Origin of the sequence: Microbacterium memoriense, from assembly GCF_025398275.1 — a bacterium.
GTDB lineage: Bacteria > Actinomycetota > Actinomycetes > Actinomycetales > Microbacteriaceae > Microbacterium > Microbacterium memoriense.
This window is the reverse complement of sequence record NZ_JAODOR010000004.1, coordinates 221,880-243,171: the sequence shown is the minus strand read 5'-3', so window position 1 is coordinate 243,171 and position 21,292 is coordinate 221,880. Positions and strand designations below refer to the sequence as shown.

Sequence of the window (21,292 nt, the reverse complement as noted above, 5' to 3'; positions counted from 1 at the left end):
CTCAGCGACCGGAGCGCGCATAGGGCGAGAGCACCGTGACCGCCACGACGACGACGAGCGCCACCAGGGCGAGCCCGCCGTATCCGATCTGGCTGAGGATGATCCCGGCACACACGGCGCCGACCGCCGCGCTGGAGGTCATGATCGTGTCGCTCAGGCCCTGCCGGCGCGGGCGCATGACCGTCAGCGTGCTTTCGGTCAGGAGCGCGGCCCCCGCGACGGTCGCGGCACTCCACCCGACGCCGAGGAGGAACAGGGCCACCAACACCGCCCACTGCGAGGTCGGCGCCAGCGCCGCGGTGAGCAGGGATGCGGCCAGCAGACCCTGCCCCAGCACGATCGTCGACGTCCGGCCCCACCGGTCGGCGAGCACCCCGAACACCGGCGACAGCCCGTACATGCCGAACACGTGCAGAGCGATCGTGGTGCCGACGATCAGCGTCACGTGATCGGGCGCCAGATGAGCGAGATGGATCGGCGTCATCGCCATCACGGACGCCATCACGACGTGCGAGCCCGACACCGCGAAGATCGCGTAACGTGCCGTGACGGGTCTGTCGGACTCGACGATGTGCTCGCGGCGCGCGTCGGCGCCCCGCGCCAACTGCTGCGCGATGAGCAAGGGATCGGGGCGGAGGGCGACGAGGTAGAGGATGAGCGCGGCGAACTGCGCGACGATCGAGAACGCATACGCACCGGTGAGCGGCGGCATCCCGATGACGGCGCCGAGGGCTTCGCCCGGCGTCAACATCAGCGGTCCGAGCACACCCCCGACGGTCGTCGCCCACACGACGGTACCGAGCGCGCGTCCGCGGCGCTCCGAGGGGGCGAGGTCCGTCGCCGCGAAGCGCGACTGGAGGTTTCCCGCGTTTCCGGCGCCGACCAGAACAACCCCGATCAGCAGGAGCGGGAATTCTCGAACTGCCGCCGCGGTGATCACCACCGCGATGCCGATGAGCGCGAAGAGATTCCCGAGTGTCAGCGCCAGGCGACGCCCGCGGCGCCCCGCAAGCCGGGCGAGCGGGATGGCGCACACGGCGGCGCCGAGCGTGACGGATGCCGTGGCCAACCCCGACAGCGCCTCCTGGCCGGAGATGTCCGCCGCCAGAAGCGCGCCGAGCGAGACCGTCGCGCCGAAGGCGATGCCCCCGAGGACCTGTCCGGCGGCCAGGACGCGGACGGTACGGCGCTGGATGCTCTCGACATCACCCGAGGTGAGCGTGGCGTCAGGCATTGCGGGCAGGATTGCGCAGTACGCCCAGCCCGGTGATCTCCACTTCGACGCTCTGACCCGCTTCGAACGGCCCGATGCCCGCCGGAGTTCCCGTAAGGATCACATCACCCGGGAGCAGCGTGAACGCGGCGGACGCGTAAGCGATGATGTCCGACACCGAGTGCACCATGTCCGAAATCGGCCCGTCCTGCCGGACCTCGCCGTCGACGCGCGTGACGATACGCGCGCCGCCGTCGAGATCGAATTCCGTCTCGATCGCAGGGCCGAGCGGGCAGAACGTGTCGAACCCCTTCGCGCGCGCCCACTGGCCATCGGCTTTCTGCAGATCACGGGCGGTCACGTCATTGCCGATCGTGTAGCCGAAGACATACTCCAGCGCACGATCGGCGGGGACGTTCTTGGCCACGCGGCCGATGACGACCGCGAGCTCGCCCTCGAAATCCGTGCGCTCCGATTGCGCGGGCCGGACGATCGCGTCGCCGGGTCCGATGACAGAGGTGTTCGGCTTCAGGAACAGCAACGGAGCCGCCGGCGCTTCGCCACCCATTTCCGCCGCGTGGTCGCGGTAGTTCTTCCCGACACAGACGACTTTCGATCGCGGGATCACCGGAGCGAGCAGGGCCGCGTCCCCGAGGGGAACACGCTCCCCCGTCGTCTCGAACCCGGCGAAGAGCGGATCTCCCGCCAGAACGACGAGATCCTTGTCGTCGACGATTCCGAACCGGATGGTGTCGGCGTGACTGAACCGCACGATCTTCATGCGTCGGCATCCAGACGCACGAGCCAGTTATGGCGGTCTTCGCGACGACCGTACTGAATGTCGGTCAACTCTTCGCGGAGCGAGAGCGCCAGCGGGCCGAGGGGCTGCTCGTCGAAGAAATCACGGCCCTTGAGCACACCGATCGGTGCCACGACGGCGGCCGTGCCGCACGCGAACACCTCGACGATGTCGCCGGAGGCCACGCCCTGCCGCCACTCGTCGATCGAGACGGCGCGTCCGCTGACCTTGTGACCGCGGTCGGCGGCGAGCTGCAGGATCGAGTCGCGGGTGATGCCCTCCAGAATCGAATCGGACTGCGGGGTCACGATCGACCCGTCCTTGTAGACGAACACGATGTTCATGCCGCCGAGCTCTTCCACGTTGCGGTCGGGGTCGAGGAAGACGACCTGGTCGCACCCCTGCTCATAAGCTTCCGCCTGCGGAAGCAGGCTCGACGCGTAGTTGCCGCCCGTCTTGGCTGCGCCCGTACCGCCCTTGCCGGCGCGCGCGTAGTCCTCGCTCAGCCAGATCGAGACGGGCTTCGCGCCGCCCGTGAAGTACGCGCCGACCGGACTCGCGATGACGTAGTAGCCGACCTTGTTCGCGGGACGCACACCCAGGAATGCCTCCTTCGCGAACATGAACGGCCGGAAGTACAGGCTCTGATCCTCACCCGACGGCACCCAGGAGCCGTCCACCGCGATGAGCGCCTTCAGCGACTCGATGAAGTACTCGACGGGGAGTTCGGGCAGTGCGAGCCGCCGCGCCGAACGCTGCAGACGCAGCGCGTTCTGACGCGGACGGAACGTGTGGATGGACCCGTCCGCATGGCGGTAGGCCTTGATGCCCTCGAAGATCTCCTGACCGTAGTGGAGAACGGCCGCCGCGGGATCGAGCGACAGCGGACCGTAGGGCTGCACGCGGGGGCGATGCCACCCCCCACGTACCGACCAGCAGATGTCGATCATGTGATCGGTGAACTTCGTCCCGAATGCCGGTGAGGCGAGGATCTCGTCACGCTCGGCGGGGGTCTTCGCGGCGAGGTTCTTCGTGACAGAGAACTCCAGCGGCGTGAGGTCTGCGTCGGGGTCGTACGTAAGGCTCATGAGGATTCCTGAGAAGTCGTGGCGGGTCGTGCTGGCGTCCAGGCTACGCCCGAAGGCGGGCCGAGATCGCGTCGCCGACCTGCGCGGTCGTGCGGGCTGAGCCGTCTCGCTCGGCGATGTCCTGTTCCGCGGCGTGGGTGACGCGCGCGGCTTCGGCCGTGAGCCCGAGGTGATCGAGCATGAGGGCGATGGACAGGATCGCCGCCGTGGGGTCGGCGATCTGCTGGCCCGCGATGTCCGGAGCCGAGCCGTGCACCGGCTCGAACATCGAGGGGAATGCGCCGTCGGGATTGATGTTTCCCGATGCGGCGAGACCGATGCCACCGGTGACGGCGCCGGCCAGGTCCGTGAGGATGTCTCCGAAGAGGTTGTCGGTGACGATGACATCGAAACGAGCCGGGTTCGTGACCAGGTAGATGGTGGCCGCGTCGATGTGGACATAGTCTACGGCGACGTCCGGATGCTCTGCGGCCACGGCATCCACGATCCGCTTCCACATGCCACCAGCGTGGACGAGCACGTTCGTCTTGTGCACGAGGGTGACCTTGCCGCGACGACGAACCGCTTGAGCGAATGCGTAGCGCACGACCCGCTCGATGCCGAATGCCGTGTTGACAGACGTCTCGTTGGCGACCTCGTGAGGCGTGCCGGTGCGGATCGAGCCGCCGTTTCCGACGTACGGGCCTTCGGTGCCTTCGCGCACGACCAGGAAGTCGATCTCGCCGGGATCGACGAGCGGCCCGGGAGCCCCGGGATAGAGCTTGGACGGACGGAGGTTGACGTAGTGATCGAGCGCGAACCGGAGCTTCAGCAGCATCCCCCGCTCGATGTTCGCATTGGTCAACCGCGGATCGCCTGGTACTCCCCCGACGGCACCGAGGAGGATGACGTCGTGCGCCGCGATCGCCGCGAGGTCGTCATCGGTCAGCGTGTCACCGGTCTCGAGAAACCGCCCCGCGCCGAGCGAGAAGCGCGTCTTGTCGAAAGTGACGTCGGAACCGCGTGTCACGGCATCCAGGACCTTCTCGGCCTCTGCGATCACCTCGGGACCGATGCCGTCACCGGGGATGACGGCCAACTTGACGCGCGACATTACTCTCCTCGTACCTCGGGGGTTGCCGCGCTGTCAGTGCTCCACAGCGACGGTGCGCGACCCTCCCAGCGTAGTGGCCGCAATCACGGCGGCGATCGCGACGAGGATCGCACCGATGACCGCCGTGATCCCCACGCCCGCGTCGAACGCGTGCGCCGCCGCGGTGCGGAGCGCCTCGGCGGCGGCGGGTTCCAGTCCGTCGGCAACGGACATCGCCCCGGCAAGAGTTTCGCGTGCGGCAGCGGCGGCGTCACCCGAGACGCCGGACGGCATCACGATGCCCGAGCGGTAGGCCGCGGTAAGGATGCCGCCGAGCACGGCCGTACCGAGCACCGCACCGAGTTCATAGGCCGTCTCGGAGACGGCGCTGGCCGCGCCCGCCTTCGCCGGCGGCGCGCTCGCGAGAATCAAGTCGTTGGAGACGGTTTCGGCGGCGCCGATCCCGAGACCAAGCAGGGTGAATGCGGCCACGAGAAGCGGAAGCGCACCGTCGCCGACGGCCCCCGGAACGAGCAGATACGCCGCGACCGAGAACGACAGGGCGACCGGCACCACGATTCGCGCCGAGACACGACGCGAGATCGGAACGACCAACAGGCCGGAGACGATCATCGCGAGCATTCCCGGCACGAGCGCGAAACCGGCATTCATCGGCGAAAGGCCGACGATCAGCTGCAGGTGCTGTGCGACGAAATAGAGGAAGCCGACGAGGGCGATCACGCTCAGGAGGTTCACCAGGAGTGCCCCGCTGAAGGTCCCGCGCGCGAACAGGCGCATGTCGAGCATCGGCCTGTTCGAGGCCAATTGGCGACGCACGAAGATCGTCCCGAACGCGATACCCGCGACCGTCAGGACGATCGGGAGCCAGCCGAAACCGTGGACGGCGACTTCCTTGATCGCGTAGACGACGGGGACCATCGTGGCCATCGACAGCACGATGCTCACGGGGTCGATCGCACCGGGGTGCGGGTCTCGGCTTTCGGGAACGAGGAGCGGGGCGAGGATCAGCAACGGGACGAGGACCGGCACCGACATCAAGAAGACCGATCCCCACGCGAAGTGTTCGAGCAGGATTCCCCCGACGATCGGGCCGAGCGCCGCACCGGCCGAGAACATCGCGGCCCAGACCGCGATCGCGAGGCGGCGCTGGTCGCGGTCGGTGAAGATCGATCGCAGCAGCGACAACGTGGACGGCATGAGCATCGCGCCGAAGACGCCCATCCCGGCGCGCGCCGCGATCAGCCACTCCGCCGACGGCGCGAAGGCGGCGAGCACCGACACGGTGGCGAATCCCGTCGCGCCGATCAGCAGCATCCGGCGCCGCCCGAAGCGGTCGCCGAGCGTGCCCATCGTCACGAGGAGACCGGCGAGCACGAGCGGGTACGCGTCGATGATCCAGAGTTGCTGCGCACTCGTGGGGGTGAGATCGAGCGCAATGTCGGGCAGTGCGAAGCTCAGCACCGTGTTGTCCACCGACACGAGCAGCACGGGGAGCATGAGCACGATCAGTGCCGCCCAACCGCGCCAGCCCACGCGGGAGCCCTGCGCGTCGGCGATCGAGATTTCTTCTGTCAAAGTCATAGTTTGTATACCGTCCAGCCGGTATAGTAACAGATATCGCTGCTCCCCCGCGAGAGGATGGGACCATGAGCCGACCGCCGCGTGCCCGCGCGAGCGTCCTCGATGCATTCGAGAGCCTGCTGATCGACGACGGTGAGCGGGCAGCGACCATGGATGCCGCGGCTCGCGCCGCGGGCGTCTCCAAGGGCGGCCTGCTGTACCACTTCGCGTCGAAGGACGCGCTGGAGCAAGCCCTGCTCGATCGCCTCAGCGCGCTCGTCGACGCCGACGTCGCGGCCATGGCGACGGCACCGGACGGACCGGTCGCCTTTTTCCTGCGCACATCGGTGATGGACGGCGATCCCCTCGATCGCGCGTTGATCGCGGCATCCCGGCTTGCTCAGGGCGGTCACGCAGGCGCGACGGAGGGACTCCGCCAGGTGCGCTCCCGCTGGGAGGAGGCTCTGCGCCCTCACGTCCGCGATGAAACCGCCCTCGCGCTGGTCCTACTCGTGAGCGACGGGCTCTACTTCAACAACGCCCTGACGGTCGCCGGCGCAACGGGCCCCGTCCCCCGCGGCCCCGCGCTGGACGCGCTGGTGACCCTGGTGGAATCCGCCGTCCGCTGACTCACCCCGTCGATCCCCCCGCCCGCGAGCCGACAGTTTTCGCGCGTGCCGACATGCTGCGCGCGCACGCAACCTGTCGGTTCGCGCGGAGCGTGTCGGCTCGGCGGATGGCGGGGACGCTCAGGCTTCGGTGATCTCGATCTGACGGAACAGGTCGGCGCCGACAGACTCGCGCATCTGGTCGAGGATGCCGTCCGGCACCGGCGAGTCGACCGTCAACACCGAGAGGGCGCGGCCGCTGGCGTCCGGATGCGCCACGAAGAGGCCGGCGATGTTGATGCCGGCTTCGCCGAGCTTCTGCCCGTAAATCGCGACGATGCCGGGGCGATCGGCGTAGCGCATGACGATGTGGTGCGCCTCGATCGGCACCTCGATCTCGTAGCCGTTGATCTCCACGATCTTGGGCACCATACGGGTACCCGCAAGAGTGCCGGCGACCGTGAGCACCGTACCGTCGGCGAGCGTGCCGCGCAGGATCGTGATGTTGCGGTACAGCGGGCTTTCGGCTTCGACGATGAGACGCGTCTCGATGCCCCGCTGCTCGGCGAACACCGGCGCGTTGACGTACGAGACGTTCTCACTGACGATGTTCGTGAAGATGCCCTTGAGCGCCGCGAGTCGATAGACGCTCACGTCGTAGTTCGCGAGCTCGCCGCGCACCTCGATGTCGAGATTCGTGAGAGCGGCGGGGGCGAGTCCGGCGAAGACCTGGCCGAGCTGCTCGACCAGCGCGATGCCGGGGCGGACGAACGGGTCGATGACGCCCCCGGCGACGTTGACCGCGTCGGGGACCAGGTCACCCTCGAGCGCCAACTTGACCGAGCGCGCGACGGACACTCCGGCCTTCTCCTGCGCCTCGTCGGTCGAGGCACCGAGGTGCGGCGTGACGATCACGTTCGGCAGGGCGAGCAGGGGGAAGGCCGTGCCGTCCTCCTTCGGCGGTTCGCTCGTGAAGACGTCCAGGCCCGCGCCCGCGATCTCGCCCGTCGTGAGCGCCGTGTACAGCGCTTCTTCATCGATCAGTCCGCCACGGGCGACGTTGACGACGAACGCGGTGGGCTTCATGAGCGCGAACTGCTCCGTCGAGATCATGCCGGTCGTCTCGGGCGTCTTCGGCATGTGGATCGTGACGAAGTCGCTCTGCGCGAGGAGTTCGTCGAGGCTCAGCAGCGTGACGCCGAGCTGCTGCGCGCGCGCCGGAGTCACGTAGGGGTCGTAGGCCACAACGGAGACGCCGAAACCCTGCAGGCGCGCGGCGATGAGGCCGCCGATGCGGCCGAGGCCGATGATGCCGACCGTCTTCTCGAACAGTTCGGTGCCGGTGAACGAGCTCCGCTTCCATGCGCCCGCGGCCAGCGACGCGTGCGCTGCGGGAATGTGGCGAGCAAGGCTCAGGATGTGACCGACCGTGAGCTCGGCGGCCGAGATGATGTTCGACGTCGGTGCGTTGACGACCATGACGCCCGCCGTCGTGGCCGACTTGATGTCGACGTTGTCCAGGCCCACACCGGCGCGGGCGATGACCTTGAGCGCGGGGGCCGCGGCGATGGCCTCGGCATCCATCTTGGTCGCGGACCGGATCAGCACCGCGTGCGCGTCGGCCAGCGCGGGCAGGAGCGCGGCCCGGTCGGCGCCGTCGACGTGGCGGACATCGAAGTCCGGCCCCAGCGCATCGATCGTGGCGGGTGAGAGTTCTTCGGCAATGAGGACGACGGGCTTCGACACGGCAGGCAGACCTTTGAAATGCGAATGGGGATGCCGCAGGCCGCACCATCGGGGGCCACAGCGTGTCCCCAGCTTATCGGGGTCTGTCTGGGCCGACTGACCGTGTGACGCTCAACCCAAAAGCGACGCGCCGTAGGCAGCGCTGTAGGCGACGACGTTGAGCCAGAACACGGCGACCAGGCCGAGCCCCGCGAACAGCACGAGCGCAAGCTCCCACCAGGAGCGACGCCATCCGAGAGCGAAGGCGACACCGAAGGCGATCAGGGGGAACAGCGCGGCGAGCAGGAGAACGAACCAGCCGTACGCGTTGAGACCGAGCGGACCGGAAGCCTGTGCCGCCAGGAAGTCGATCGCATTCCAGACCGCATAGGCGTAGAACAGGCCGAAGACACCGGAGATCGCCACGGTGACCCACGTGGGCTGGCGCCGAGTGCGTACGGCATCCTGGACGCCCATCACGCCACCGCCCCGACAGCGCCGACGAGGATGAACGGCCACGGCAGGAGAAGCGCGAGTCCGGCGACCAGCCAGCCGATACGGACCCACGACTTCGACGTGCGGGTCAGGACGAACGCCGTGACGAACCAGAGGATCGGTGCGGCCACCGCCAACCAGAGTGCCGCGCCGTAGCCGACGGGGCTCACCAGAAAATTCGCCGTGCCCTGCAGTCGCACTCCGCCGATGAACCAGCCGACGACGTACAGCGCGTAGATGCCGCCGATCACCCCGATCGTCACCAGCATCGCGTTGCTGAGCGGCACGGGTCCGGCGACAGGGGTCGCCGTGCCGGCCTGCGCGATGCGCGCGACATCGTCGCTGCCCCGTCCGACGGCGGTGAACCCGGCCGGCAGCGTCGGGGCGGCAACGGGCGTCCCCACCTCCAAGGTCGGGTCGTCGTCGCCACCCCAGCTGAGGGGATCGTCGTCGCGTCCGGTACTCACTCCTTCAGCGTAGCCGTCGCGGCACGCACGGCGTCGGCGACGATGGCGGCGTCGGTCGCGTCGTGGCCGGACGCCCCGCCGCCCGGTCCCGAGGGGACATCGGTTCCCACGATCACCCGCGCGGAGAGGTGGACGGCGTCGACGCCAGCAGCCACGAGCAAGGCGATGTCGCCGACACGCACTCCCCCGCCCGCCATGATCTCGACAGGCCCGCTCCGGCGAACGAGGTCTTCCAACACCGGGATCCCGTCAACGGAGTGAGCCGCGCCGCCCGAGGTGAGGATGCGGTCGACGCCCGCCACGCGCAGGACGTCCAGAGCTGCCTGCGGATCGGCAGACGCGTCGATCGCGCGGTGGAAGACGAGCGCGGCGTCCCCGGCGGCATCCCGCCAGATCGCGAGCGCTGCCGCGTCAACGGCGTGCTCGCGCGTCAGAGCACCCACGACAACGCCGCCCACGCCGCGTGCGACACACGCGCGGATGTCATCGGCGACGAGCGCAATCTCATCGGTGTCATAGACGAAACCGCCGCCGCGGGGACGCACGAGCACGTGGACGAGCGCCGGCTCGACAACGGCGACGACCCGCTCGATGAGGCCGAGGGACGGAGTCAGGCCTCCGACACCGAGTGCCTGACACAGTTCCAACCGTGTCGCCCCGGCTTCCATCGCCGCGCGGGCACCTCGGGGGTCTTGGACGGCGATTTCGACAGCGACGGTCACGACCTCACGGTAGCAACCCGGCGGAAACGCCGAAGGCCCGGCCCCCTTGTAAGGGACCGGGCCCGGTGTGGCGATCATCTCGATACACCGCTTGCGGCGGCACTCGATGAGCGACCTGCTCGGCGTGTATGCCGAGAGCTTGTGCGTCAGCGCGCGGCGCTGCCCTCCGTGTAACCCTCGTCCTGCTGCTTCCAGGCGAACAGCGCGCGCAGGTCGCGGCCGACGGCCTCGATCGGGTGTGCAGCCGCCTTCTCGCGCAGTTCGAGGAACTCGACGGCGCCGTTGTCCTGATCGCCGATGAAACGCTCGGCGAAGGCGCCGGACTGGATGTCCCCGAGAACCGCCTGCATGTTCTCCTTGACGCGCTCGTCGATGACGCGCGGACCCGAGACGTAGTCGCCGTACTCGGCGGTGTCGGAGACCGACCAGCGCTGCTTGGCGATGCCGCCCTCCCACATGAGGTCGACGATGAGCTTCAGCTCGTGGAGCACCTCGAAGTAGGCGATCTGCGGCTGGTAGCCGGCCTCGGTCAGGGTCTCGAAGCCGTACTGCACGAGCTGGGAGACGCCACCGCAGAGCACAGCCTGCTCGCCGAACAGGTCGGTTTCGGTCTCTTCCGTGAAGGTCGTCTTGATGACGCCGGCGCGGGTTCCACCGATCGCCTTCGCGTACGAGAGCGCCGTCTGCCACGCTGTGCCGGTCGCGTCCTTCTCGACGGCGATGATGTCGGGGATGCCGCGGCCGGCGACGAACTCGCGGCGCACCGTGTGACCCGGAGCCTTCGGCGCGACGAGGATGACGTCGACGCCCTCGGGCGCGTCGATGTAACCGAAGCGGATGTTGAATCCGTGCGCGAAGGCGAGCGTCTTACCGGCCGTCAGCTTGTCCTTGATCGACTCGCTGAAGATCGACCGCTGGTGCTGGTCGGGCGCGAGGATCATGATCAGGTCGGCCCACTCGGCGGCGTCGGCGACGCTCTTGACCGCGAATCCGTCCTCCTCGGCCTTCGGAGCCGACTTCGAGCCGTCCTTCAGCGCGATGACGACCTCGACACCCGAGTCACGCAGGTTCTGCGCGTGGGCGTGGCCCTGGGAGCCGTATCCGACGATCGCGACCTTCTTGCCCTGAACGATGGACAGATCGGCGTCGGCGTCGTAGAAGATCTCAGCCATGGTGTGTGTTTCTCCTTGCTCGTGGTGTGAAAGTTCAGCCGCGCAGAACGCGTTCGGTGATGGATTTTCCGCCGCGGCCGATGGCGACCATGCCGGATTGGGCGAGCTCTTTGATGCCGAAGGGCTCGAGGGCCCGCAGAAGGGCCTCGACCTTGCCACGGTCACCGGTCACCTCGACCACGAGCGCATCGGTCGCGTAGTCGACGACCGAGGCGCGGAAGAGGTTGACGACCTCGATGACGTTCGAGCGGGTCTGGTTGTCGGCGCGCACCTTGATGAGCATGTGCTCACGCTGGACGGAGGCGGACTGATCGAGCTCGACGATCTTGATGACGTTGACGAGCTTGTTCAGCTGCTTGGTGACTTGCTCGAGGGGCAACTGATCCACGTCGACGACGACCGTGATACGCGACAGGCCCGGCACCTCGGTCACCCCCACCGCGAGCGAGTTGATGTTGAAACCGCGGCGGGCGAACAGACCCGCCACGCGGGTCAGCAGACCCGGCTTGTCCTCGACGAGGAGGCTCAGCACGTGCGTCGACATCTCAGTCCTCCTGATCGAAGCTGGGCGCGTGTTCGCGGGCGTACTGGACATAGCTGTTACTGACGCCCTGCGGCACCATCGGCCACACCATGGCATCGGCAGACACGACGAAGTCGATCACGACCGGCCGGTCGTTCGTGGCCAGCGCCGTCTGGATCGCGGCATCCACGTCCTCTTCCTTCTCGACACGCAACGCCAGGCATCCGTAGGCCTCAGCGAGCTTGACGAAGTCGGGAACGCGGATGCTGCCGTGACCCGTGTTGAGGTTGGTGTTCGAGTAGCGCCCGTCGTAGAAGAGCGTCTGCCACTGACGAACCATGCCGAGGCTGGAGTTGTTGATGATCGCGACCTTGATCGGGATGTTGTTGATGACGCAGGTCGCAAGTTCCTGATTGGTCATCTGGAAGCATCCGTCGCCGTCGATCGCCCAGACCGTTCGGTCGGGTTCGGCGACCTTGGCGCCCATCGCGGCCGGCACCGAGTAGCCCATCGTGCCGGCGCCGCCGGAGTTCAGCCACGCGTTCGGGCGTTCGTACTTGATGAACTGCGCCGCCCACATCTGGTGCTGACCGACACCCGCGGCGTAGACGCCCTCGGGCCCGGTCAGCTCGCCGATGCGCGAAATGACGTACTGCGGGGACATCAGCCCGTCGCTCGGCTGGGTGTAGCCGAGCGGGAACTCGGTGCGGAGTCCGTCGAGGTAGGACCACCACTCGGTCGTATCGGCGGCCGCACCACCCGAACTCGCACCGGCGTACGCGGCGTCGAGGTCGACGAGCACGTCTTTGAGATCGCCGACGATCGGGACGTCGGCCGCCCGGATCTTCGAGATCTCGGCGGGGTCGATGTCGACGTGCACGACCTTCGCGTTCGGAGCGAAGAGGGCGGCTTTCCCGGTCACCCGATCGTCGAAGCGAGCGCCGAGCGAAACGAGGAGATCCGCTTCCTGGAGAGCCAGCACCGCCGGGACGGTGCCGTGCATACCCGGCATGCCGAGCTGCTGCGGGTGGGAATCCGGAAAGGCGCCGCGCGCCATGAGGGTCGTCACGACCGGTGCGCCCGTCGACTCCGCAAAGCGCAGCAGTTCTGCCGAGGCGTTGGCGCGGATGACCCCGCCACCCACGTAGAGAACGGGCTTCTTGGCGGTCGCCAGCAGCTGCGCGGCAGCTTGGATCTGCTTGCCGTGCGCCTTCGTGACGGGCCGGTAGCCCGGAAGGTCGATCTTCGGCGGCCAGATGAAGGGGGCCTCGGCCTGCTGCGCGTCCTTCGTGACGTCCACGAGCACGGGGCCCGGCCGGCCGGTCGACGCGATCTCGAACGCAGCCGCGATCGCGGCCGGGATCTCCGCGGCATCCTTCACGAGGAAGGAGTGCTTGGTGATCGGCATCGTGATGCCCACGATGTCGGCCTCCTGGAACGCGTCGGTCCCCATGAGCGTCGAGAAGACCTGCCCGGTGATGCAGACGATCGGCACCGAGTCCATGTAGGCGTCGGCGATCGCCGTGACGAGGTTCGTCGCTCCCGGACCGCTCGTCGCGATCGCGACGCCGGTCCTGCCGGATGCCGAGGCATAGCCTTCAGCGGCATGGCCTGCACCCTGCTCGTGCCGCACGAGGATGTGGCGCAGCTCAGTGGAATCCATGAGCGGGTCGTAGACCGGAAGGATCGCGCCGCCGGGCAGACCGAAGACGTCGGTCACCCCCAGCAGCTCGAGGGATCGGACGACGGCCTGTGCTCCGGTCAAGATCGGAGCAGAACCGCTTCGGGCGGGCGGGCGTGGAACGGCCGCAGTGTCGAAGGACATGAAGGTGACCTCTGATGTTGGGGTGTGGGGACGGCTCAACCCGTTGTCGCGCCCTCCGCAGCGGAGCGCACGAGTTTCGAGTATTTCGCCAGGACGCCACGGGTATAGCGCGGGGGAAGGGGCTCCCAGCCGTTGCGGCGGGAGTTCAGCTCTGCCTCATCGACGAGTAGGTCGAGAGAGCGAGCCGCGATATCGACCCGTATCAGATCACCATCGCGCACGAAGGCAATGGGACCTGCATCCACTGCTTCGGGTGCTATGTGGCCGATGCACAGGCCGGTTGTGCCGCCTGAGAATCGTCCGTCCGTCAACAGTAGTACATCTTTTCCGAGCCCTGCGCCCTTGATGGCTGCGGTGATCGCGAGCATTTCGCGCATACCGGGACCGCCCTTGGGGCCCTCGTAGCGGATGACGATGACATCGCCGGCGACGATTTCGCCGTTTGTCAGGGCATCCATGGCAGCGCGCTCGCGTTCGAAGACCTTCGCGGGCCCCTCGAAGACGGAGGCGTCGAAACCGGCGGTCTTCACGACCGCACCATCGGGGGCGAACGATCCCTGGAGGATCGTGATGCCACCGGTGGCATGGATGGGGTTGTCGAGGGTGCGGATGACCGTGCCGTCCAGCGGGTCGGGGTTCAGCGCCTCGAGGTTCTCGGCGACCGTCTTGCCGGTGACGGTGAGCGCGTCACCGTGGATGAGACCCGCATCCAAGAGAGCCTTCATGAGCACCGGGATGCCGCCGTGTCGGTCGACGTCAGCCATGACGAAGCGGCCGAAGGGCTTCATGTCCGCCAGGTGCGGGACCTTGTCGCCGATGCGGTTGAAATCATCGAGGGTGAGTTCGACGTCGGCTTCGCGGGCGATCGCGAGGAGGTGCAGGACGACGTTGGTCGAGCCTCCCAACGCCATCGCGACGGTGATCGCGTTCTCGAACGCCTTCTTCGTCATGATGTCGCGCGCCGTGATCCCCTGGCGCAGCATGTTCACGACGGCCTCACCGGAGCGGTGGGCGAAGTAGTCGCGACGGCGGTCGGCCGACGGCGGCGACGCCGAGCCGGGCAGGCTCATGCCGAGCGCTTCCGCGACGGAGGCCATCGTGTTGGCGGTGTACATGCCGCCGCACGCACCTTCGCCGGGCGCGATCGCGCACTCGATGCGCTTGAGGTCTTCTTCGCTCATGGTGCCGGCTTTGCACGCACCGACGGCCTCGAAGGAGTCGATGATCGTGACTTCCTTCTCCGTGCCGTCGGAGAGCTTCACCCAGCCGGGCGCGATCGACCCGGCGTAGAGGAAGACGCCGGCAAGATCCAGGCGGGCCGCGGCCATCAGCATGCCGGGCAGCGACTTGTCGCAGCCGGCGAGGAGGACCGTGCCGTCCAGGCGCTCGGCCATGACGACGGTCTCGACGGAGTCCGCGATGACTTCTCGGCTCACGAGCGAGAAGTGCATGCCCTCGTGGCCCATCGAGATGCCGTCGGAGACGGAAATCGTGCCGAACTGCAGCGGGTAACCACCGCCGGAGTGCACGCCTTCCTTGGCGCCCTGGGCGAGACGGTCCAGGGACAGGTTGCAGGGCGTGATCTCGTTCCAGCTGGACGCGATGCCGATCTGGGGCTTCTCCCAGTCCTCGTCACCCATCCCCACCGCGCGGAGCATTCCGCGGGAAGTCGTGGCTTCGATGCCGTCGGTGACCACGCGACTGCGCGGCTTGATGTCGATGGGGTCAGTGCTCGCGGGCATTCTTGAAGTCTATTGCCGGGCGAGGGTGCGCTCGCGCGCCAGGCGTACAAGCATCTCGGCGAGTTCTGTGATGTCACGCACACGCACGGCCGCCGCGGTCTCCCCCGGTCCGACTCGGACGCCGACATCGGCCGGGCCGAGAGAGCGCAATGCATCTTCATCCGTGACGTCGTCACCGGCGAACAACACGGCCGTGGCCTCCGTGAGGCGCCGAAGGTGCGCGACAGCGGCATCCTTGCCCTCCTCGCGGAACGAGAACTCGAGGACGTCGTGGCCGGTGCGGCGACGCCATTCCGGCGCTGTCGCCGCGACGATCGCATCGACCGCGCGGGCCGCTTCCCGTGCGGCGGCGGGTGCCGCACGCCGCGTGTGCAGCGCGAATCCGAACGCCTTGTGCTCGATCCAGGCTCCCTCGTAGCCCGAGACCGCCGCTGCGGCACGCGCGGTCAGCTCGTCCCGCACTGCCTCGGCGGCACCGTCGGATGTGATCTCGGCATCCGCCGGCCACTGCTCGGCGCCGTGAGAGCCCGCCAAGAGGATCGACGAGTCGTCATCGTGCTCGGCGATGACACGCAGGTCCCGGAGGGCGCGTCCCGACACGAACGCGACGGTCGTCTTCGGCGCGGCGACCAGCGCCGCGACCGCGGCTGCGGCGTCCGGTGTCATCCGCGAGGCCATGGGGTCGTCCTGCAGCGGAGCGAGGGTTCCGTCGAAGTCCAGCGCCACGAGAAGCCGCTCGGTCGCAGCCAGCGTCCGCACCGCCTCACGCGGTGTCACGAGCGATGCCCCCGCGCGCGTGCACGGTCGAGATCGGTGAGGAATCCGCGCGACCAATCGGACACATCGTGGTCGCGCACCCGACGCCGCAGTGCCCGCATCCGGCGAGACTGCTCCGCCGGCGGCATCTGGATCGCCTGCACGATGGCATCTTTCAGACCCTCGATGTCGTGCGGATTGACTTTGACAGCCTGCGTGAGTTCGTCTGCGGCGCCGGTGAACTCGCTCAGCACCAGCACGCCGCGGTTGTCGACCCGACTGGCGATGTACTCCTTCGCGACGAGGTTCATGCCGTCGCGCAGAGCGGTCACGAGCATGACGTCGGCGGCGAGGTAGAGCGCGACCATCTCCTCCCGCGGGTAGGAGTGGTGAAGATAGCGGATCGCGGTGTGGCCGACCGTGTCGTGGTCACCGTTGATGCGCCCGACCGTCAACTCGATCTCGTCCCGCAACTGCATGTACGCCACGACGCGTTCACGGCTCGGGCTCGCGACCTGCACGAGCGTGACGTCCTCGACCTCGAGTCGATGCTCGACGAGCAACTCGCCGTAGGCCTTCAGCCGGTGCGTGATGCCCTTCGTGTAGTCGAGCCGATCGACACCGAACAGGATCGTGTCGGGGGAACCGAGGCTCTCCCGGATCTCCTGCACCCGCGCCTGCACGTCAGGTCGTCGCGCCAGCTCGTCGTATGTCGCGACATCGATCGAGATCGGATAGGCCTTCGAGATCGCGACGCGATCGCGCCCTCCGCCGACGGGGACGCGAATGGATCCCGCCTTCGTCTCGAATCCGAGCTGCCGGCGAACGGCGCGCGCGAAGTTGCCGGCATCCTGTACCCGCTGGAACCCGATGACGTCGGCACCGAGCAGTCCTTCGAGAACCTGACGACGCCACGGCAACTGAGCGTAGATGCCGTAGGCCGGGAAAGGAATGTGGTGGAAGTAGCCGATCACGAGATCGGGACGGAGCTCCCGCAGCATGCGCGGCACCAACTGCAACTGATAGTCGTGAACCCACACCGTCGCCTCCGGGGCCGCGACGGATGCCGCCGCCTCCGCGAAGGCACGATTGACGCGGACGTAGGAGTCCCACCACACGCGGTGGTAGGCCGGCGGCGAGATCACATCGTGGTAGAGCGGCCAGATCGTGTCGTTCGAGAAACCCTCGTAGTACAACTCGACGTCGTCTGCCGTCAGCGCGACCGGAACGAGCGACATGCCGTCGAAATCGAACGGGTCGATCTCGATGTCCGGCTGGCCCGGCCACCCCACCCACGCGCCCCCGGACGCCTGGATGACGGGCTCGAGAGCGGCGACCAGACCGCCCGGCGACCGCCGCCACGGCTCGTTCTCATCGTCGGAACGGTCGACCGGAAGTCGATTGGACACCACCACGAAATCGGCGGCGAGAGTGGCGCTCACGGGGCTCCTTCGGCAGACCTGTGTATCGGCAGACCTGACCCCAGGCTAACAAGGGCGCACAGACGACGAAGCCCGGGTACCGTTGTCCCCATGCGCAAGTACCTCTTCGGCACTGGGATCATCACGGCTCTGTCCACCGGCATGGCGCTGCTGCGCGGGATCCGCGGTGATGCACCGTTCACCTGGCGCCAAGGCCTGGCGTGGCTCAGCTGGGGGATCACACTCGCGCTGTCGATCGGGACGATCGTCGACACCTATCGCGCGGGCCGCGGCAAGCTGATCGCACCCGACTCGCCGGTGTCCGGCAAGGAGCAGAAGCTGCTCAAGCGCCGTCTCGGCGCCTGAGCGTCACCTCAGCGGGCGCAGGTGCACCGGCCCTCGGCCGGAACGCCTTCGAGCGCACTCTCGATGTGGAGACCGCATCCGGTCCACGTCGTCTTGCCACAGGTCGTGCAGGTGATCGGCGAACACATGGGATCCTCCTCGGGTCGAGCGGTCAACGAGTAAGGATAATCGCTTCTCCCTGGCCCCCGCCTCCGCACAGACCCACCGCGGCCGTGCCGCTGCCGCGACGGACGAGCTCGTGGACGGCGTGGACGACGAGCCGACACCCCGACGCACCGATCGGGTGCCCCACCGCAATGCCCCCGCCGTGGACGTTCACGACATCGTCCGAGAGCCCCAGCTCGCGCTGCGACACGGCCACGACGGCCCCGAACGCTTCGTTGATCTCGACGAGATCGAGATCCGTGGTGGCGATCCCCTGCTTCGCGAGCGCGCGCTCGATCGCCCGGGCGGGCTGAGCGTGCAGCGAGTTGTCGGGGCCGGCGACCTGTCCGTTGGCGCCGATGAGTGCGAGCACCGGCCACCCGTTCTCGTCGGCGTGGGCACGCGTGGTCACCACGACCGCCGCGGCACCGTCGGAGATCGGGGATGAGTTGCCCGCCGTGATCGTGCCGTCCTTCGCGAAGGCAGGACGCAGGGCCGCGAGGCTCTCGACGGTCGACTCCGGACGGATCCCCTCATCGGTCGTCACGATCACCGCGGGGCCGCGCCGCTGCGGCACCTCGACGGCGACGATCTCCGCATCGAAGAGTCCTCCGTCGCGGGCCGCCGCGGCACGCTGATGCGATCGCGCAGCCACGGCATCCTGAAGGGTGCGGTCGATGTCATATCCCGGGTTCAGCCGCTCGGTCGACGCGCCCATGCTTTCACGGTCGTAGGCGTCGGTGAGTCCGTCGTGCGCCATGTGGTCCAACACCTCGACCGAGCCGTACGCCCACCCCTCGCGGGATCCCATCAGGAGGTGCGGTGCGCGCGACATGGACTCCATGCCTCCGGCGACGACGACGGTCGCGTCGCCGGACGCGATCATGCGCCCCGCGTCGATGATGGCCGTCAACCCTGACAGACACACCTTGTTGACGGAGGATGCCGGCACGTCCCACCCGATACCGGCGGCGATCGCGGCCTGCCGAGCGGGATTCTGCCCAGACCCCGCGGGGAGGACCTGGCCCATGATCACGGCATCCACCGCGTGCGCCGGGAGGGCACCCTGCGCGAGGGCACCGGCGATCGCGAAGCCGCCGAGCTGGGGCGCGGTGAACGAGGACAACTGACCTTTCAGGCGACCCTGCGGGGTGCGGGCGGCCGCGACGATGACGATGTCGTGGGTGCTCATGCTGTCTCCTTGAGTGCGGTGGCATCGTGTTTCTGGGCGAGGTGCTCGGGCACGTGCAGCGCGGGCTGCGTCGCGGCGACCACCTCGGCCACCGTGACCCCCGGAGCTGTTTCGACGAGGACCAGGCCGTTCGCCGTGACGTCGATCACGGCGAGGTCGGTGATGATCCGATCGACGACACCGCGGCCCGTCAGCGGCAGCGAACACGCGTCGACGATCTTCGGAGAGCCGTCCTTCGCGACGTGCTCCATCAGGACGATGACCTTCGCGGCACCGTGGACCAGATCCATGGCCCCACCCGGTCCCTTGACCATTTTTCCCGGGATCATCCAGTTCGCGAGGTCGCCGCTCTGGGACACCTGCATCGCGCCCAGGATGGCCGCGTCGATCTTGCCGCCGCGGATCATCCCGAAGCTCAGCGCGGAATCGAAGAACGCCGACCCGGCAAGGACCGTCACGGTCTCCTTGCCGGCGTTGATCAGGTCAGGGTCGACGTTCTCTTCCGTCGGATAGGGCCCGACGCCCAGAATGCCGTTCTCGGACTGCAGGACGACCGTGACACCCGCGGGCACGTAATTCGGCACGAGCGTCGGAAGCCCGATGCCGAGATTGACATACGACCCGTCGGTGAGCTCGGCGGCCGCGCGCGCGGCCATCTCGTTGCGGGACAGTGGCATTGTTCAGGCTCCTTCGGGGATGTCGTGGGACAGAGCATCGGCGACCGTCACGGTGCGTCGTTCAATGCGCTTCTCGATGTCGGGCCCGACCTCGACGATGCGGTGGACATACACCCCCGGGAGATGGATGTGATCCGGATCGAGGTCGCCCGGTGCCACCAGCTCTTCGACCTGGGCGATGCAGATCTTCCCGGCCATCGCCGCGAGCGGATTGAAGTTGCGCGCCGACTTCGCGAAGACGAGATTGCCGTGCGTGTCCCCCCGGACGGCGTGTACGAGCGCGAAGTCGGTGACGATCGCTTCCTCGAGCACGTAGTCGTTGTGAACCCCACCGGGAGCGAATCGGCGCACGTCCTTTTCGGGGGATGCCACCGCAATGCCGCCTTGCCCGTCGTACTTGCGCGGCAGCCCGCCCTCCGCCACTTGCGTGCCGACACCGGTCTGGGTGTAGAAGGCGGCGATACCCGCGCCCCCGGCACGCATCTTTTCGGCGAGCGTGCCCTGAGGCGTCAGCTCGAGTTCCAGCTCGCCGGAGAGGAACTGACGCTCGAACTCCTTGTTCTCCCCCACGTAGGAGGAGGTCATCTTGCGGATCCGCTTCGCGTTCAAGAGCACACCGAGGCCCCAGTCATCGACCCCGCAATTGTTCGAGACGATCGACAGATCACGCGTGCCCTGCTCCAGGAGCGCGGTGATGAGAGCGATCGGATTGCCCGAGAGGCCGAAACCCCCGACAGCGAGCGAGGCGCCATCGGGGATGTCTGCCACGGCCGCAGCCGCCGAGGGCGAGGTCTTGTCGATCACGTGGGACTCCTTCGTTCCTGATCCGTCCTTCCATCCTCCGCGCGCCCGACCGGACGCGCACGTCACCGCTTGCGATGTGGATGCACACGCCCGTATCGTCCATATGGTGGACATCCGCACAGCGAAGAGCATCCCCGGCGCACAGTCGATCGCCCGGGCGGCCTCCCTCCTCCGACTCGTGACGAGCGCCGGCGACGCCGGCGTCGGCACGCAGGACCTCGCGCAGCGCGCAGACCTCACCCGCCCGACGACCCACCGGTTGATGACCGCACTCCGGCACGAGGGCCTCGTCGACCACGATGAATCCACCGGGCGGTGGATGCCGGGACCCGAGCTCTATTTGATGGGAACCGTGGCGGCATCCCGGTACGACATCACCGCGATCGCCCGTGACATCGTTCGTTCGCTCGCCGTGCGCACGGAAGAGAGTGCGTTCCTGTCGGTGCGCCGCGGAGACGAGACGGTCTGCCTCCTCCGCGAAGACGGGAGCTTTCCCATCCGGTCATTCGTCCTGTCGGAAGGTGTGCGTTTCCCGCTCGGCGTCGCCTCGGCGGGTCTCGCGATCTTGGCATTCCTCCCCTCCCACGATGTGGACGCGTACTTCGCACGGCACCCGGACCTCACAGCCGAGTGGGGATCCGCCCATGCGGAGTCTCGCTTGCGCGGTCGGCTTCGCGATACCCAGTCGCGGGGCTTCTCGGTCAACGCCGGCCTCATCGTGGAGGGGAGCTACGGGCTGGGAGCAGCGGTGTTCACTCGTTCCGGGCACCCGCAGTGGGCGCTCAGCCTCACGGGGGTGGAGTTCCGGTTCGGTCCGGAGCGGATCGCCGAGCTCGGACGGACTCTGCTCGCGCACGCGCACGAACTCTCCACCCGCATCGCTGCCAGCGCGCGCTGACG

20 protein-coding genes and 1 pseudogene are annotated in these 21,292 nt (G+C 67.9%); 3 read left to right on the top strand and 18 right to left on the bottom strand.

From position 1 onward, the window contains the following. Position 1 precedes the first annotated feature (1 nt). From N4R40_RS03890 to N4R40_RS03870, 5 genes are read right to left on the bottom strand one after another with little or no spacing between them, the layout of a single operon-like run. Positions 2-1,234, bottom strand: a complete 1,233-nt coding sequence (locus N4R40_RS03890) for an MFS transporter (protein ID WP_261606045.1) — start codon at positions 1,232-1,234, stop codon at positions 2-4. Then, positions 1,227-1,994 (bottom strand): fumarylacetoacetate hydrolase family protein, encoded by a 768-nt coding sequence (locus tag N4R40_RS03885; RefSeq protein WP_261606044.1) that lies wholly within the window; start codon positions 1,992-1,994, stop codon positions 1,227-1,229. The genes N4R40_RS03890 and N4R40_RS03885 overlap by 8 nt, the downstream gene beginning before the upstream one ends. Continuing rightward, entirely contained in the window at positions 1,991-3,100 is a 1,110-nt protein-coding gene (locus N4R40_RS03880; RefSeq protein ID WP_261606043.1) for a branched-chain amino acid aminotransferase, read from the bottom strand. Before N4R40_RS03880 ends, N4R40_RS03885 begins: the two co-directional genes overlap by 4 nt. 43 nt (positions 3,101-3,143) lie before the next feature. Further along, complete coding sequence (locus N4R40_RS03875; protein ID WP_261606042.1) at positions 3,144-4,193, bottom strand: 3-isopropylmalate dehydrogenase; 1,050 nt, start codon at positions 4,191-4,193, stop codon at positions 3,144-3,146. A gap of 33 nt (positions 4,194-4,226) precedes the next feature. Further along, the gene (locus tag N4R40_RS03870) at positions 4,227-5,774 is read right to left on the bottom strand and encodes an MFS transporter (RefSeq protein ID WP_261606041.1); all 1,548 of its coding nucleotides are present in this window, start codon (positions 5,772-5,774) and stop codon (positions 4,227-4,229) included. A 65-nt stretch (positions 5,775-5,839) separates the two neighbouring features. Here N4R40_RS03870 and N4R40_RS03865 point away from each other — a divergent pair, with 65 nt between their 5' ends. Then, positions 5,840-6,382 carry a TetR/AcrR family transcriptional regulator gene (locus N4R40_RS03865; RefSeq protein ID WP_261606040.1) on the top strand — a complete coding sequence of 181 codons (543 nt, stop codon included), beginning with the start codon at positions 5,840-5,842 and terminating at the stop codon, positions 6,380-6,382. 120 nt (positions 6,383-6,502) lie between these two features. On the opposite strand, the gene serA is transcribed toward N4R40_RS03865, so the two are convergent. The 10 genes and pseudogenes from serA to N4R40_RS03815 all read right to left on the bottom strand — a co-directional run bounded on the left by serA (position 6,503) and on the right by N4R40_RS03815 (position 17,230). Then, on the bottom strand, positions 6,503-8,107 hold the full coding sequence (serA, locus tag N4R40_RS03860) for a phosphoglycerate dehydrogenase (RefSeq protein WP_261606039.1): 1,605 nt from the start codon (positions 8,105-8,107) through the stop codon (positions 6,503-6,505). A 111-nt stretch (positions 8,108-8,218) separates the two neighbouring features. Beyond that, complete coding sequence (locus N4R40_RS03855) at positions 8,219-8,563, bottom strand: bacitracin resistance protein (RefSeq protein ID WP_261606217.1); 345 nt, start codon at positions 8,561-8,563, stop codon at positions 8,219-8,221. Next, complete coding sequence (locus N4R40_RS03850; protein WP_261606038.1) at positions 8,563-9,048, bottom strand: DNA polymerase III subunit gamma/tau; 486 nt, start codon at positions 9,046-9,048, stop codon at positions 8,563-8,565. Before N4R40_RS03850 ends, N4R40_RS03855 begins: the two co-directional genes overlap by 1 nt. Continuing rightward, positions 9,045-9,770 (bottom strand): copper homeostasis protein CutC, encoded by a 726-nt coding sequence (locus N4R40_RS03845; protein ID WP_261606037.1) that lies wholly within the window; start codon positions 9,768-9,770, stop codon positions 9,045-9,047. Before N4R40_RS03845 ends, N4R40_RS03850 begins: the two co-directional genes overlap by 4 nt. A 146-nt stretch (positions 9,771-9,916) precedes the next feature. Beyond that, entirely contained in the window at positions 9,917-11,101 is a 1,185-nt protein-coding gene (gene ilvC / locus N4R40_RS03840; RefSeq protein ID WP_324291874.1) for a ketol-acid reductoisomerase, read from the bottom strand. Then, positions 11,013-11,486, bottom strand: a pseudogene (ilvN, locus tag N4R40_RS03835) (acetolactate synthase small subunit); the annotation flags it as partial. The gene ilvC and the pseudogene ilvN, both read right to left, overlap by 89 nt. A 1-nt stretch (position 11,487) precedes the next feature. Beyond that, positions 11,488-13,290: an acetolactate synthase large subunit gene (locus tag N4R40_RS03830; RefSeq protein ID WP_261606034.1), complete on the bottom strand. Its 1,803-nt coding sequence runs from the start codon at positions 13,288-13,290 to the stop codon at positions 11,488-11,490. Between the two features lie 35 nt (positions 13,291-13,325). Then, a complete protein-coding gene (ilvD, locus tag N4R40_RS03825) occupies positions 13,326-15,032 on the bottom strand; it encodes a dihydroxy-acid dehydratase (RefSeq protein ID WP_261606033.1) in 1,707 nt (568 codons plus the stop codon). A 9-nt stretch (positions 15,033-15,041) separates the two neighbouring features. Further along, a complete protein-coding gene (gene otsB / locus N4R40_RS03820; protein ID WP_261606032.1) occupies positions 15,042-15,809 on the bottom strand; it encodes a trehalose-phosphatase in 768 nt (255 codons plus the stop codon). Further along, a complete protein-coding gene (locus N4R40_RS03815) occupies positions 15,806-17,230 on the bottom strand; it encodes an alpha,alpha-trehalose-phosphate synthase (UDP-forming) (protein ID WP_261606031.1) in 1,425 nt (474 codons plus the stop codon). The genes otsB and N4R40_RS03815 overlap by 4 nt, the downstream gene beginning before the upstream one ends. A gap of 90 nt (positions 17,231-17,320) precedes the next feature. On the opposite strand from N4R40_RS03815, the gene N4R40_RS03810 reads away from it, so the two are divergent. Next, a complete protein-coding gene (locus N4R40_RS03810; protein ID WP_261606030.1) occupies positions 17,321-17,575 on the top strand; it encodes a hypothetical protein in 255 nt (84 codons plus the stop codon). Positions 17,576-17,726: 151 nt separating this feature from the next. On the opposite strand, the gene N4R40_RS03805 is transcribed toward N4R40_RS03810, so the two are convergent. The 3 genes from N4R40_RS03805 to N4R40_RS03795 are packed head-to-tail and all read right to left on the bottom strand — an operon-like array spanning position 17,727 to position 20,392. Beyond that, complete coding sequence (locus tag N4R40_RS03805) at positions 17,727-18,911, bottom strand: acetyl-CoA C-acetyltransferase (RefSeq protein WP_261606029.1); 1,185 nt, start codon at positions 18,909-18,911, stop codon at positions 17,727-17,729. Then, the gene (locus N4R40_RS03800) at positions 18,908-19,588 is read right to left on the bottom strand and encodes a 3-oxoacid CoA-transferase subunit B (protein WP_261606028.1); all 681 of its coding nucleotides are present in this window, start codon (positions 19,586-19,588) and stop codon (positions 18,908-18,910) included. Before N4R40_RS03800 ends, N4R40_RS03805 begins: the two co-directional genes overlap by 4 nt. Positions 19,589-19,591: 3 nt before the next feature. Further along, positions 19,592-20,392, bottom strand: coding sequence for a CoA transferase subunit A (locus N4R40_RS03795; protein ID WP_261606027.1), 801 nt, complete (start codon positions 20,390-20,392; stop codon positions 19,592-19,594). A 103-nt stretch (positions 20,393-20,495) separates the two neighbouring features. On the opposite strand from N4R40_RS03795, the gene N4R40_RS03790 reads away from it, so the two are divergent. Further along, positions 20,496-21,290, top strand: coding sequence for an IclR family transcriptional regulator (locus N4R40_RS03790; protein WP_261606026.1), 795 nt, complete (start codon positions 20,496-20,498; stop codon positions 21,288-21,290). Positions 21,291-21,292: the final 2 nt, after the last annotated feature.

Coding starts and splice junctions, on each gene's coding strand:
- N4R40_RS03890 (WP_261606045.1), bottom strand. CDS start 1,234: ATGCCTGACGCCACGCTCACCTCGGGTGATGTCGAGAGCATCCAGCGC.
- N4R40_RS03885 (WP_261606044.1), bottom strand. CDS start 1,994: ATGAAGATCGTGCGGTTCAGTCACGCCGACACCATCCGGTTCGGAATC.
- N4R40_RS03880 (WP_261606043.1), bottom strand. CDS start 3,100: ATGAGCCTTACGTACGACCCCGACGCAGACCTCACGCCGCTGGAGTTC.
- N4R40_RS03875 (WP_261606042.1), bottom strand. CDS start 4,193: ATGTCGCGCGTCAAGTTGGCCGTCATCCCCGGTGACGGCATCGGTCCC.
- N4R40_RS03870 (WP_261606041.1), bottom strand. CDS start 5,774: ATGACTTTGACAGAAGAAATCTCGATCGCCGACGCGCAGGGCTCCCGC.
- N4R40_RS03865 (WP_261606040.1), top strand. CDS start 5,840: ATGAGCCGACCGCCGCGTGCCCGCGCGAGCGTCCTCGATGCATTCGAG.
- N4R40_RS03855 (WP_261606217.1), bottom strand. CDS start 8,563: ATGGGCGTCCAGGATGCCGTACGCACTCGGCGCCAGCCCACGTGGGTC.
- N4R40_RS03830 (WP_261606034.1), bottom strand. CDS start 13,290: ATGTCCTTCGACACTGCGGCCGTTCCACGCCCGCCCGCCCGAAGCGGT.
- ilvD (WP_261606033.1), bottom strand. CDS start 15,032: ATGCCCGCGAGCACTGACCCCATCGACATCAAGCCGCGCAGTCGCGTG.
- N4R40_RS03810 (WP_261606030.1), top strand. CDS start 17,321: ATGCGCAAGTACCTCTTCGGCACTGGGATCATCACGGCTCTGTCCACC.
- N4R40_RS03805 (WP_261606029.1), bottom strand. CDS start 18,911: ATGAGCACCCACGACATCGTCATCGTCGCGGCCGCCCGCACCCCGCAG.
- N4R40_RS03800 (WP_261606028.1), bottom strand. CDS start 19,588: ATGCCACTGTCCCGCAACGAGATGGCCGCGCGCGCGGCCGCCGAGCTC.
- N4R40_RS03790 (WP_261606026.1), top strand. CDS start 20,496: ATGGTGGACATCCGCACAGCGAAGAGCATCCCCGGCGCACAGTCGATC.